We start from the raw sequence: 12,330 nt of genomic DNA on the forward strand, positions 1-12,330 counted from the left end.
TGCTACAACATTGTCTAGGTACCTAGAATGCTTCCTTCTTGCAGTAACAACCATTGTTGTACTCCATCTAGCGGAGGGAATATGCGGAGACTCCTGTGGGACCAGGACGAGCTGAAGATCCACTTGTAAAAGTGCTCTTCTTTTGCAAGTTAGCTGAAGCCGGCCCCACGGAAAGCGCAGCATATTCCCGGAGCGCTCGCTTAGCACAAAAAAACGGACAAAGTCAACTGCCACATAAGGAGTCTACTTAACATAATCTATCTTATCGGCACCCTTGTTCATTCAAGGTCAAAATCATTCCAAATCCTATTATGCCTAGGATTCTATGCTTTTCTAATCATACAAAAAAGAGGAGAGATCGTTCCTCTCCCCCTTTTCTTTATCATTCTTCTACTTTAAACGTTTGGCAGTGTTGTTTTTTACACTACCTGTATATTTCATTGCAATTAATGTGGTGTCATCATCTAATTTGTGCTGATATAGGCTGTCGTATGTCTCTGTTATACGTTGCACCTCTTTATGTAAGAAATATGGAGTCGTTAACTCTTTAGCGGTAACACCATCCGAGAACATAATAAAAACCATATCCTCTTCCAGATCGTCTGTCATGACTTTAAAAGGTCGATGATAACCACTTAGATAACCTACTTGTGGGATATTCCGCTTTTTAATAGCATCAGCAGTCACCGTCATTAAACCGATATTCCCAATGGAGGAATAGGTATAACTCCCACTTACAAAATCAAGTTGCAACACTCCTAATACAGCACCTCGTTTTCCTAATAACTTTTGATTACTTTTCTTCATAATCTCATTTACGGAGGCATGTTCATTCGCCTCTATCACATCCATAACGATTTGTGAGGATTCCTGAGCATATTCTCCACTGCCCAAACCATCGGCCAAGGCACAAATAAAACGATCAGGAAATTCTTTATAATAGTAGCTATCGCCACAATAAAAGTTTCCTTGCTTCGGCTTCTGAAAGATAGAAACCTCGACATGCTGACCGTAATTCATTAACGAATGACCCCCATATTTTCAGACTGTAAGGCCTCTCGCAATTTCTTAAGTGACTGACGCTGGATACGAGACACATGCATTTGAGAGATACCAAGTAGTTCTCCTGTTTCCTTTTGGCTCTTATTCTCAAAGTAGGTGTAAGTCAAAATCTGTTGTTCTCTTTCACTTAAAATAGGCAGTATTTTTTCTAACAGCAGCTTACGATCGACAGAGTCATAACCAGCTTCGTCATTTCCTACTAAATCAAGGATAGACACTTCACTTCCATCCGAGTCGGCCTCGATTTTCCGATCTACGGACAGGGCATTATAGCTTTGACTCATTTCCATCGTTTCTAACATTTCTTCTTCCGAAACCTCTAAGTAATCCGCAATTTCCTTTACCGTTGGAGATTCTTGGTTGGCTGCGGTCAATTCTTCTGTCGCTTTCTTAATTCTTGGCCCTAACTCTTTGATTCTCCTAGGAACATGGACACTCCATGTCTTATCCCGGATAAATCGTTTAATTTCACCTATAATCGTGGGGATCGCAAACGATTCAAATGATTTACCTACTTCTGGATCATACCTTCTAATCGCTGCCAGCAACCCTAACATACCGACCTGTTCGAGATCTTCGTAAATGATTTCATTTTTAGCATATTTACGAGCGAGGGATCGAACCAACTTCTGGTAGGTTAAAACAATCTTCTCTTGAATCTCTTGATTATCAGGATTCTCCTGGAATTCTCGGATCCATTGGTAAATCTCATCCTCACGATTATTGTGTGGTCGAGATTTGGTCGTCATTAATATCCACCTCATTTTCATGGAGGTATTTAGTCATTAATACAATTACACCATAGTCATTTTTGATTTCTACTTTATCCATTAGTGCCTCAATTAAGAACAGACCGAAACCTCCTTCACGCAAATCTTCGATCGAAGGAACAGCTTGATGGGGGCCTACGTTTTTTTTCACTTCTTCCATATCAAAGCTTTCCCCCCGATCAGCTATCATAACCTCTAAACGATCTTTATATAAACCAAACCCTACCGTAATTTCTCCTTGTTCCTCTCCGTACGCATGCTCCGCAGCATTGGACATCGCTTCCGATATAGCAACCTTTAGATCCTCGATATCTTCATACCGAAAACCCATGCGATTAGCAATACCGGATGTGGTTAATCTCACTACACCTATATACTCTGCCTTTGCCGGAACTTTTAGTTCAATGAAGTCAAACGGTTCCATTTTATTCCCCACCTCGTACTGTTGAGTCAATAGTAATGATGCTGTCTAGCCCTGTAATATCAAATAAACGGCGAACTCGATCTTGCAAGGATACCAGGCGCAACTCACACTTATGCTCATTTGCTGATTTCAAGGCACTAATAAATACCCCTAATCCTGTACTATCCATATAATTCACTTGCGCTAAGTCTACTAACACCGTCATTCCTTCCTTATGCGTCAATGGTAAAATTGTTTCCTTTAAATCTGGAGCAGTATAAGCATCAATTTCACCAAATAATTTTAATTCTTGTATTTCACCTTTATCGTGCACTTCCATATTTAAATTCACAAGCAACCTCCTTTAGTAACACACCACGAACTAGGCTTCTTTCATCATTACCCTTGTACTCCAGTCAGTAAACTTACTTCTTCAAAAAAATCAGTGTAAAATCATCCCTTAATTGGAATTCTTGCAATCGCTCAAAATGACGAAATACACTATCCACCGCTTCTTGTGCCGGTAAGTGCATATATTGTCTGATCACCTCAAGCACTTCATTGGATTCAATAAAGTTATCACCCAAACGGCATTCCGTGACACCATCTGTTAATAACACCACCATGTCCCCGTCCGACATCTCCACTTCAAATTCTTCATAATTTGTTTGATCCAGGACACCTAACACAATTCCGTTTCCTTTGATCTCCATAAATTCATCTTTCGCTGCACAATAATAAAAACCTGGCTCATGGCCAGCTGACGAATAGGATAATACATTCGTTTCATAATTAAATAATCCATAAAACATCGTAATAAACATACTCGAATCGACATTCCGTTCTACCACTCGATTTAGATTCTCCAAGGTAATGCTCGGACTGCGCATCGTGTCAGGAAAACTGTCTAGTGAATATTTGATCATAGACATGGCCAATGCTGCCGGAATGCCTTTCCCAATTACATCGGCAATGGCAATTCCAATGTTTTTGGAACCATCTGTAACAAAATGAAAATAATCACCATTCATTCGATGAGCGGGTACACTGACGGCCCCGATTTCTAGCCCTTCCACATCTGGTACTGTCGTGGACAGCAGTGTTTGTTGCATATTCGCAGCAATCGATATCTCGGATTCCAATTCCACTTGTTTCTCACGCAAAGATTGGAATTCTTGATAGGCAAGTCCATAAGAAATCATCGTTTCCAATAGAAAGTTCATTGCCGTATGAATATCTCCAGGCATATCAGGATAAATTTCCTGTAATGCCTGGATGTGAATATTAACAATCTCTTCCGGAGAAATGTTGTGTTGCATGGATAACTTGCTAAATTGTTCCGCCTGATATAACGATGATTCATCTTCTGTTTCAATATATTTCTTCAATAAGCTGCGATAATTGCTAAAATTCATTTGATAAGGTTCCATTTTATGACCTCCTAACTACTACTATCCTGAACCACTGCAAAGTATCTTCACTTTGCTAAACTAGGAGTAAAATGAAAAGACGGAATCTCTTTTTGCGTTATGCTAACGAACCCATTTTACAGTAATGATATTCGTCCCTCTCCCTGGAACAGAGTCGATATCAAAATAATCCATTAGCCGTTTTACACCAGGCAGTCCAGCTCCAAGTCCCCCCGAAGTGGAAAAGCCGTCTTCCATTATCTTGCTGACATCTTGTATTCCTGGTCCATCGTCTGTAGCAATTATTTTTAATCCTTTTTTGTTGATGTCTTCTATAATTTCGTAAATAATCTGACCTTTCTCAGCATAAAGGTATATATTACGAGCTAACTCTGACACTGCTGTAGCTATTCGTGCTTGATCGACCGTTCCGAATCCAACATCTTTGGCAAGTTCTCGTCCCATTTGTCTGGCACCAACAATATCCCACTCTTTTCTAATCTGAACATTCGACTTAGTTATCGTCATCACTCCTCAAGCTCCTGATGAAGTTTCATTAAGCCTTGTTCTAAGTCAAGAGCTGTAGGAACATTTTGTAAATGTATACCTAAATCGATCAGCGTTACTGCAACAGCAGGCTGTATACCGGTTAAAACAACTTTCGCTCCCATTAAATCTGACATAGACACAACATCGCCTAATACTTTTGCTATAAAGGAATCAATGATTTCTACAGATGTTAAATCAATTACCACTCCCGTTGCGCCACTTTTATGTATCCTATTGAGTAAATCTTCTTGAAAATCAATTGCCGTTTGATCGTCCAAGTCTATTTGAATGGATACCAATAGATAATTGTGTAACTTTAATATTGGTATTCTCATAGTAGCACCCCCCTTATTTCAATGAGTTTAGAATCTTCGTAACATCTTCATTCGAATCTTCTAAGTTAACAATTTCCCGATTCGTTTCCTTCAGTGCTGTCGCAAAACCTTTTCTTAACGTGCTTTTAGTTGGAAACTTGGTTAAATCTATCCCTAAATTAACAATGGTCTGGGCTATCTCCGGACGAATACCTACTAATATACATTTGGATCCAATCAATCGCACTGCCTCTGCTGCTTGAATAATATGATGAGCTACCATTGTATCTACTACAGGCACACCAGTAATATCAATTAATACCACCTCTGCATGATGTTTCATCACACCCTCCAGCAAGTTTTCCATAATCGATTTTGCCCTTTCCGTATCTATCGTTCCTACCAGTGGCATCACCGTAATGTTATCCATTACTGGAATTAAAGGCGCCGATAATTCTCTTAACGCTAATCTTTGTAAAGATACCGTATGTTCCCAACTGCCGGAATATTGGTTGACCAACTGATTGATTATCGGCTCCACCCAGTTCTCTACAATATTCAAAATACGAGAGAATTCTTCGGTATCCACCTGTTCCGACTGGCTCAGTATAAAATCAATCGTTACCCTGCGAAAGGTCTGTAAACCATCCGTGATATAGCTGAGTGGCCAGCCAAGGTTAATCAATCGCTCAGCAAAATCGTCCATGGCACCCGTATTCCCTTGGCGGTTGATACTAGAAAAAATCACATTAATAAACTCTTGATTCGTCGTGTGATACAAGCTATCTGAGATACTAGTTGTATAATCTGATTCTCGTTTTGCCTTTATCTCCTCCAGCCAATTTTTCGAGATGACGTCACTATTAGATATAACAATCTTTCGTAAAACTTCTGGCATTTCATAACCTCCATCATGATTCTATATCTCTAATTTTACAACAAAAAATGCATTTTGACGATTGATAGGATAGCAATCCTTCTAATTCCCTATATTTCGAGTGTTTTATTTTATTGTTTTCTTCCGTTATTCTACAAAATATGCCGTTTCATGATAGCATTTCGTTTACCCCCAGTGTTTTGTGACGGCATCCCTCCAAGCTTTTCCAAAAATGACACATCTTCCACCAGCTTAGGTCCCTTTCATTAATCCTCATGAACCATAAAAATTTTGGGAGTATCTATCAGCTATAACAATCCTCCCTTTCTATTTTAGATTCACTGCTATCTATTGACCCCCAATAAAATCAAAAGCAGCAGTTGAACTACTTTCATTGTTATAGGCAAAATAAGAAACTAAAATTACGGCACGATATGGTTTCTTTAGATTGTTGCTTTCCTGGATGTTTGAATTAATTATCTCTTCTTCTTTTTGTTGCTATGCACATGCTGGACGTATCAACATACATCAAACACTTGAACTTGTCCATAAGGATCATAAGATATGCTTTATATGAATTACACATGTTGGATAGTACCTAGTAAGGGGATCGGCAAAGCGGTTTCATAAATTCTTTCACTAATGAAACTTCGTTAGTAGAGAATGCCCTTTGCAGCCCCTAAAGAATGTTAGCTAGATTATTCGGTCATTATTAACTGTTAGGTTTATCACCTAACATGTTCAAAACTTTTCTATTGTTGAACTATTGATAAAGTTGCCTCGAGATAAAAAAAACACCCTTGCCTTTCATCATTTGAAAGCAAGGGCCTCTAGTTGTCGTTGGCTTAAAAATCAGTTAGGCCTAAGCTGATTTCTAAACCTTTATCAATTTTTTCCATCATGGTATTGTCTAATTGTGTAATTTTATCTGTTAATCGTTGTTTATCAATCGTTCTTATTTGTTCCAATAAGATTACGGAATTTCGCTCAAATCCGTATTTTTCTGCGTCAATTTCTACATGCGTCGGTAGTTTCGCTTTTTGTATTTGAGCCGTGATAGCCGCCACAATCACGGTAGGACTAAAACGGTTTCCAATATCGTTTTGCAAAACTAATACAGGACGTACACCGCCCTGTTCAGATCCCACCACGGGAGAGAGATCGGCGAAATACACGTCGCCTCTTTTAACCTTCAATAGCTACACCCCGCTCACTAAGCGCTCTAGGGTGTTTTCTGCCTCCTCTTCCGCTTGAAAAGCTTCCGAAGCAATATTCAAATTGATATGGGCCATCTCCATATAACCTTTTTGCATGGATTCTTGAATGTGACGCTTTTTTGTTTCCTGCAAGTAAGTTTTGGTTGCTTGGCAAATAAAATCACTTAAATTACTATTTTCACTCTTCATTAAGCCATCCACCTCATTCAGCAGGTTTTTTGGTAATCGTACCGCAACTTCTTTCAGATCTTCAGACAAAACCATCCACCTCCACCGACATAAACATACCTAATTCATTCAATAATTTTATGATACCATTGAAAAACAGGCATTGCAAAGGGGATTTTCAATTTTTTATTGATTTTTCTACAGATTCTTCAATTGCCAACTATTTATCGATTTATTTCGACACTTTTTTCGATTTTGATTGGGTGGTATCCTTAGCTAAGGCTGGAATTTACATCCTCGGAAGCAAGACTTTCATGGTTGCGAGCTTCAGAATAAATTCTTGGAATACGATAACTGATCATACAAGCAATTTCATAATTAATGGTTTCTAAGATATCCGCCCATTCATCCATTTCAACCATTTCTTTCCCTTGTGTACCAATTAAGGTTACTTGATCGCCCACCTGAGCAGGACGTGGCAGCCGAACCATAAATTGATCCATACAGATACGTCCCACGATCTCACAACGTTCTCCATTGACTAATACGTCTGCCCCTTGCAAGGCACGCTTGATTCCATCCGCATACCCTAGTGGTACCGTACCTATCCATTCTTTTTCCTCTGCTACATAAGTCGCTCCATAGCTAATGGCTGCCCCTGCTTCCACCGTTTTGACGTGAATTAGGCGGCTATGCAAAGATAGGGCAGGCTGCAGATCGATTGGTCTTTCTGCTTTAACCACAGGCGATGGGTATAAACCATACATGCTAATCCCAAAACGAACATAATCAAACATTTTTTCTGGAAAACGCATGCTTGCTGCGCTATTCCCGGTATGCACTAATACACTTGACCCCTTCCATTCCCTTTGAAAGACATCCCATAAAACTTGAAACTGCGTTCGTTGTGCTTCAAAGTGTTCCGTACTAACCTCATCCGCTGTCGCAAAGTGGGTAAAAACCCCCTCCAGCTCAATACCATCTTGTGCAAGGTATGGCAAAATCTCAACCAGTTCCTCTTCCTCGCGAATGCCAATACGGCCCATCCCAGTATCCCATTTCAAATGTACCTTTAGTGGAACAGGTAAGGCATACTGCTGTATTTCCTGCAACCATTCTTTTTGAAAACATGTAACCGTGATGTCATCGTTAGCAGCTATTATCGCATCCTCTGGACGAATCCAGCCCATGACAAGGATAGGTGCCGTGATTCCCGCTTCTCTTAAATGTAAGGCCTCATCCAGCAAAGCTACAGCCAGTCGATCTGCTCCTCCTGCCAAGGCAGCCCTCGCTACTTCCACATCTCCATGCCCATATCCATTCGCTTTAACAACGGCATAAATGTTTGTTTTGTCTGGTAATCGATTTTGAAGCTGCTGTATATTATATATAATATGATCCAAATTCACTTCTACCCAAGAATCTCGGTAAAATTTCTTATTCATTGTATGTCTCCTCTGTTTAAGTTAGCACGTCTTTCATTATAAACCGATTATCTAGCCAGCGCAAAGAAAGGGGAATGAATCATAGTGTTTATGAAAAAAATAGCTGTTGAGATTATTATTTCCCAACAGCTTCACGACAGATGTATGTTATCAAAGACATGTTATTTCATCGCTTCCTCAGTCGACATCGAGCGTGCAACCTCACGCATCTCTTCCTTCGTCAATTCTTCACTGGCCAGAAAATAATTGACACCTTGGTGATGCCATTCAATCGAGTTCTCTGAAAATGCTCCAACCGTAAATCCAAGGTCAACCGGATTGCCTGAAACGGTCTCTGGTACGACAGCACTGGTTGGGTAAACATCCAGTGTTTCTTGGATAATAGTAAAGTTTTTCTCTCCTTGATAGGACAACATCACTCGTTTTCCATTCTCCGTATCCATTTGATTTTCTTCTACTAACTCAGACCCGAAATGCTCAGATGGATACAGCACCTTTAACTGACTAGGTAATTCATCTTGCGCCATAACAGGTACACCAAAGATACTGCTTGTCATGTTTGTCTCCATGTCAAACGTATTATCAGGTAATTCTGGATCTATTTCAAAGCTGCTGAATTCCACTTTCACCAATGGATTTTTGTCTTGATCCATTACTTCAACCAACACTGGGGTGTACGTCTTCTTGTCGAAGTAAATCGTTTGAAACGGCAGGTTACTATTGTTCTCATAACTTGTCTTTGTTTCAAATACAAAATAGTTCTCCGTCGTTTTAAATTGGGCGTCGCTATCATTGATAATATCTTGTATCAACGATTGAAATAAATATGGCTGGCTATTATTGCTTGGCCACTCACTCTGAAACTTAAAGCTCTTATTTAAAGCAGGAGTTAACACAAATACCCCATCATTATTACGCAAAATAATCTGACTACCTTCTTCATCTTGTTCATTCTTTAGCAGAACTCGATATAAGTCATCTTTCTGGTGAGAGACTTCTACAAGATAAACTTGTTCCTCCTTACCTGTTTCCAAGGTCATCATCGCTTGTGACTGATAGCTCGTTAAATCCTCTGCTATCTCTTCCAGTTTTTCGACAACATTCTCTTGTGACTTCTCCCCACATGCGGCCAATACCAAACTTAAGATGATTGCCATCATCAGAACGATATATTTTTTCATCGCGCTACCTCTCCTTTGTCTCCTCTAAAGTGGACAAAGGGAACAATCACACGCTAAGATAATGTACGAAACACCTGCGACAAACCTTCAATGACATCGGAAGCTAGCAAATCAACCTCAGAGTGCTGCTGTTCGACCAATATTTCTGCTGAACGACCATGCAGATAACAGCCATTTGCCAAGGCAGTCATCACGTTCTCCTGCTGCATAAGCATGGTTAACAGAACGCCTGACAATACATCACCTGTCCCTCCTTTGGCTAAGCCGGCATTGCCTTGACTGCTGACAATTTGCTGGCCATCGGGACTGGTAATAATCGTATGCTTGCCCTTCAATACGATATAGACTTGGTGCTCCTCCGCAAATTGTTTACTCAAGGTAAAGGGTGCCTGTTTCACCATTTCCAGTCTTTGATCGGTCAACATAGCCATCTCCCCATAATGAGGGCTAATCACAACTGGGGCCGTTCGTTTCCACTTCGATGACAGCAATGTTTTTAAATGATACAACCCATCGGCGTCAATCAATAATGGCTTATCCGTATCATATAACAAACCGGGCAATAACTGAGAGTTATTCCTGCCCATTCCCATTCCAACAGCTATCGCGTCATGGCTAGCAAGAGCAGATAAAGCCTCTTCGGATAATGCTTCTGTCATATTAGCTAGGGGTTGATAGGTCGCTTCCGTGCAGTAATTGGCCACTACTGGAATATTCGCTACTACTGTAGCAGCTGTTATCAAACCCGCACCAGAACGAAGTGCCGCCCTCGCTGCTAAGGCAATTGAACCAGGCATTGTCTGCTGTCCACCAATCACCACACCTTTGCCATGCGAGCCCTTATGGGAAAAAATACCTCGTCTCGGCAAGGTAGCTAGTACATCCTGTTCTTGCCATACCCCTTTTTTTATCGGGACATAAGCCTGATTCGGAATAGCAATGGATAGTACCTGCCAACTGCCGTAGTAACCTTGAAGCGGCTCACAGAAAAGAGATACTTTGGGAGTGGCAATGATATAGGTATGATTTGCCTGAATTGCCATATCAACAGGTTCGCTATCTGTAGCTGGAAGTCCGCTTGGAATATCAATTGAAATCGTTGGTCGTGGCGTTTGGTTGATGCTGTCAATGATACCATGTATAGGCTGACGAATATCTCCTTGAACGCCAATTCCCAGGATGGCGTCCACGATGATATCAAACGTTAGCAACTGTTCTTTTAGTTGGCTAACTGCATCCACATGGACAAGTGTAACGCCGGATTGAAGCGACAATTGCTTATGATAGGCGGCATCCCCCTTGATTTTTTTATCCTCCACCACCTGAAAAAGCGTTACTTTCAAGCCACTTTCCTGCAAATAACGGCCAACAACAAAGCCATCTCCTCCATTATTACCACTTCCTACAACAATAGCTACCTGGTGACAATGTTGATAATCACGCAACAACGCACCTGCTACCTTGGATCCGGCATTTTCCATTAGGATCTTCCCAGCTATTCCCGTTTCTTCTATCGCATACCGATCTATTTCGTACATTTCTTTCGCGGTTACGATGTACATCTTGTTCCCTCCTACCCGCATTAAATAGTATGAGACAACCTCTCTTAATATGCAGATTCCCTTTCAATTATCACTTGGGCAATTGCATATTCTTTGCTGTGAGAGATAGATACAAAGCAAGAAGCACCCGCTAAAACAGCCGATGTTAAGATTGGTGCTCCTTGATAATCCGTCCCAATTTCTATGTCAGTAAAACTAATTTTTCCTATTCCGGTTCCCAGCGCCTTTGAAAAAGCTTCTTTTGCCGCAAACCTGCCTGCTATAAACTCAATTTTTCGTTGAGCAGAATGCATGCCAGCCAAGCGAGTTTGTTCTCTTTCTGTCAACAGTCTGCTCACGATTCGCGGCTGTCGCTCAAGGATAGCACGGATTCTATGTAATTCAATAATATCGATACCAATTCCCTCTATCATTCCATCATTCATTCCCATCTAGTTTTCCTATCGCTAGTATAGCTTATTATCAAAAAAATGAAAAATGATCACAATCAGCCTTCCCCTACAGTTTTAAGTGTTTAAAATAACAGCCAGTATGCTAAAATAAAGAGAGGTTTATCAATGAAAAAGTAAAAGGAGTATGCTATGTTTATTCGGACAGAAAGTTTTAAGGATTTTATACGTTTTTATCCTGTCGTTTCCATTATTGTTGCATTGCAAGTCGTTATATGGTTATTCACCTCGCTTGTACCGGGCTGGGGGGAATGGCTCTACTATACAGGCGTCGGGTTCAATTATGGCATCGAACAAGGGGAATATTGGCGGCTTGTCACCCCCATTTTTCTACATGGAGGGATCGCTCATCTGATTTTCAACTCTTTTTCGCTTATCTTATTCGCGCCTGCGTTAGAGCAAATGCTTGGTAAAGTTAAATTTCTGTTCGTTTATTTTGCAGCAGGAATCGCTGCCAATGTTCTTACTTTTTTTGTAGTGTCCGATCCATTTTATGCGCACGTCGGGGCTTCTGGAGCGATATTTGGACTATTTGGTTTATATATATTTATGATTTTCTTTGAAAAAAAGCTCATTGACCAACAAAGTGCACAATTGATTTTTATTATTTCTGCAGTGGGCCTTGTGATGACTTTCCTACGCCCCAATATCAATATCACCGGCCACTTATTTGGATTTATCGCCGGTTTCGCGCTCGGACCAATCGTGCTGCAAAATGTAAAAACCTTTGTTCCACGCCCTCGAAGACCCAGAGTTCGACCAGGCGGTGTCGGATTTGACCCAAATCGTTGGAATAAAAAACGCTATCGCTGGCAGCCTTATATACGTAAAATCATTTTTTGGTTCTTTATCATACTCGTAGCCCTCGGTGTGATTGCCAGATTTTTCTGACGATTTTTCGATAAAATGGGTGGAAGTTAGACA

General features: G+C 40.5%; 15 protein-coding genes. 1 reads left to right on the forward strand and 14 read right to left on the reverse strand.

What is annotated here, in order from left to right; genetic code table 11:
- Positions 1 to 390: 390 nt before the first annotated feature.
- From BN6556_RS03870 to acpS, 14 genes are all read right to left on the reverse strand, one after another.
- Positions 391 to 1,020 (reverse strand): SpoIIE family protein phosphatase, encoded by a 630-nt coding sequence (locus BN6556_RS03870; protein WP_066187421.1) that lies wholly within the window; start codon positions 1,018 to 1,020, stop codon positions 391 to 393.
- A complete protein-coding gene (sigB, locus tag BN6556_RS03875; RefSeq protein ID WP_066187423.1) occupies positions 1,020 to 1,811 on the reverse strand; it encodes an RNA polymerase sigma factor SigB in 792 nt (263 codons plus the stop codon). Before sigB ends, BN6556_RS03870 begins: the two co-directional genes overlap by 1 nt.
- Complete coding sequence (rsbW, locus tag BN6556_RS03880) at positions 1,783 to 2,256, reverse strand: anti-sigma B factor RsbW (RefSeq protein ID WP_066187426.1); 474 nt, start codon at positions 2,254 to 2,256, stop codon at positions 1,783 to 1,785. The genes sigB and rsbW overlap by 29 nt, the downstream gene beginning before the upstream one ends.
- 1 nt (position 2,257) lies before the next feature.
- Positions 2,258 to 2,587, reverse strand: a complete 330-nt coding sequence (locus BN6556_RS03885) for an STAS domain-containing protein (protein ID WP_066187428.1) — start codon at positions 2,585 to 2,587, stop codon at positions 2,258 to 2,260.
- A gap of 73 nt (positions 2,588 to 2,660) precedes the next feature.
- Positions 2,661 to 3,665, reverse strand: a complete 1,005-nt coding sequence (locus BN6556_RS03890; protein ID WP_066187437.1) for a PP2C family protein-serine/threonine phosphatase — start codon at positions 3,663 to 3,665, stop codon at positions 2,661 to 2,663.
- Positions 3,666 to 3,767: 102 nt separating this feature from the next.
- Complete coding sequence (locus tag BN6556_RS03895) at positions 3,768 to 4,172, reverse strand: anti-sigma regulatory factor (protein ID WP_066187442.1); 405 nt, start codon at positions 4,170 to 4,172, stop codon at positions 3,768 to 3,770.
- Complete coding sequence (locus BN6556_RS03900) at positions 4,172 to 4,528, reverse strand: STAS domain-containing protein (protein WP_066187446.1); 357 nt, start codon at positions 4,526 to 4,528, stop codon at positions 4,172 to 4,174. The genes BN6556_RS03895 and BN6556_RS03900 overlap by 1 nt, the downstream gene beginning before the upstream one ends.
- A gap of 13 nt (positions 4,529 to 4,541) precedes the next feature.
- Complete coding sequence (locus tag BN6556_RS03905; protein WP_066187449.1) at positions 4,542 to 5,405, reverse strand: RsbT co-antagonist protein RsbRA; 864 nt, start codon at positions 5,403 to 5,405, stop codon at positions 4,542 to 4,544.
- Positions 5,406 to 6,229: 824 nt separating this feature from the next.
- Entirely contained in the window at positions 6,230 to 6,580 is a 351-nt protein-coding gene (locus tag BN6556_RS03910; RefSeq protein WP_066187451.1) for a type II toxin-antitoxin system PemK/MazF family toxin, read from the reverse strand.
- 3 nt (positions 6,581 to 6,583) lie between these two features.
- Positions 6,584 to 6,865, reverse strand: a complete 282-nt coding sequence (locus BN6556_RS03915) for a CopG family ribbon-helix-helix protein (protein WP_066187458.1) — start codon at positions 6,863 to 6,865, stop codon at positions 6,584 to 6,586.
- Positions 6,866 to 7,041: 176 nt separating this feature from the next.
- Positions 7,042 to 8,214: an alanine racemase gene (gene alr / locus BN6556_RS03920; RefSeq protein WP_066187461.1), complete on the reverse strand. Its 1,173-nt coding sequence runs from the start codon at positions 8,212 to 8,214 to the stop codon at positions 7,042 to 7,044.
- Positions 8,215 to 8,375: 161 nt separating this feature from the next.
- Positions 8,376 to 9,395, reverse strand: coding sequence for a LolA family protein (locus BN6556_RS03925; RefSeq protein ID WP_066187462.1), 1,020 nt, complete (start codon positions 9,393 to 9,395; stop codon positions 8,376 to 8,378).
- Between the two features lie 53 nt (positions 9,396 to 9,448).
- Complete coding sequence (locus tag BN6556_RS03930; protein WP_066187464.1) at positions 9,449 to 10,957, reverse strand: NAD(P)H-hydrate dehydratase; 1,509 nt, start codon at positions 10,955 to 10,957, stop codon at positions 9,449 to 9,451.
- Between the two features lie 44 nt (positions 10,958 to 11,001).
- Positions 11,002 to 11,370, reverse strand: a complete 369-nt coding sequence (acpS, locus tag BN6556_RS03935; protein ID WP_066188955.1) for a holo-ACP synthase — start codon at positions 11,368 to 11,370, stop codon at positions 11,002 to 11,004.
- A 168-nt stretch (positions 11,371 to 11,538) separates the two neighbouring features.
- Between acpS and BN6556_RS03940 the strand changes: the two genes are divergently transcribed.
- A complete protein-coding gene (locus BN6556_RS03940) occupies positions 11,539 to 12,297 on the forward strand; it encodes a rhomboid family intramembrane serine protease (RefSeq protein ID WP_066187471.1) in 759 nt (252 codons plus the stop codon).
- Positions 12,298 to 12,330: the final 33 nt, after the last annotated feature.

Origin of the sequence: Gracilibacillus timonensis (genome assembly GCF_900086715.1) — a bacterium.
Taxonomy (GTDB): domain Bacteria; phylum Bacillota; class Bacilli; order Bacillales; family Amphibacillaceae; genus Gracilibacillus; species Gracilibacillus timonensis.

What these genes read in the sequence shown, in the direction of transcription:
- BN6556_RS03925 (WP_066187462.1), bottom strand. Translation starts at nt 9,395, where the DNA reads ATGAAAAAATATATCGTTCTGATGATGGCAATCATCTTAAGTTTGGTA.
- BN6556_RS03890 (WP_066187437.1), bottom strand. Translation starts at nt 3,665, where the DNA reads ATGGAACCTTATCAAATGAATTTTAGCAATTATCGCAGCTTATTGAAG.
- sigB (WP_066187423.1), bottom strand. Translation starts at nt 1,811, where the DNA reads ATGACGACCAAATCTCGACCACACAATAATCGTGAGGATGAGATTTAC.
- acpS (WP_066188955.1), bottom strand. Translation starts at nt 11,370, where the DNA reads ATGATAGAGGGAATTGGTATCGATATTATTGAATTACATAGAATCCGT.
- BN6556_RS03930 (WP_066187464.1), bottom strand. Translation starts at nt 10,957, where the DNA reads ATGTACATCGTAACCGCGAAAGAAATGTACGAAATAGATCGGTATGCG.
- BN6556_RS03895 (WP_066187442.1), bottom strand. Translation starts at nt 4,172, where the DNA reads ATGACGATAACTAAGTCGAATGTTCAGATTAGAAAAGAGTGGGATATT.
- rsbW (WP_066187426.1), bottom strand. Translation starts at nt 2,256, where the DNA reads ATGGAACCGTTTGACTTCATTGAACTAAAAGTTCCGGCAAAGGCAGAG.
- BN6556_RS03915 (WP_066187458.1), bottom strand. Translation starts at nt 6,865, where the DNA reads ATGGTTTTGTCTGAAGATCTGAAAGAAGTTGCGGTACGATTACCAAAA.
- BN6556_RS03905 (WP_066187449.1), bottom strand. Translation starts at nt 5,405, where the DNA reads ATGCCAGAAGTTTTACGAAAGATTGTTATATCTAATAGTGACGTCATC.
- BN6556_RS03870 (WP_066187421.1), bottom strand. Translation starts at nt 1,020, where the DNA reads ATGAATTACGGTCAGCATGTCGAGGTTTCTATCTTTCAGAAGCCGAAG.
- alr (WP_066187461.1), bottom strand. Translation starts at nt 8,214, where the DNA reads ATGAATAAGAAATTTTACCGAGATTCTTGGGTAGAAGTGAATTTGGAT.
- BN6556_RS03940 (WP_066187471.1), top strand. Translation starts at nt 11,539, where the DNA reads ATGTTTATTCGGACAGAAAGTTTTAAGGATTTTATACGTTTTTATCCT.
- BN6556_RS03900 (WP_066187446.1), bottom strand. Translation starts at nt 4,528, where the DNA reads ATGAGAATACCAATATTAAAGTTACACAATTATCTATTGGTATCCATT.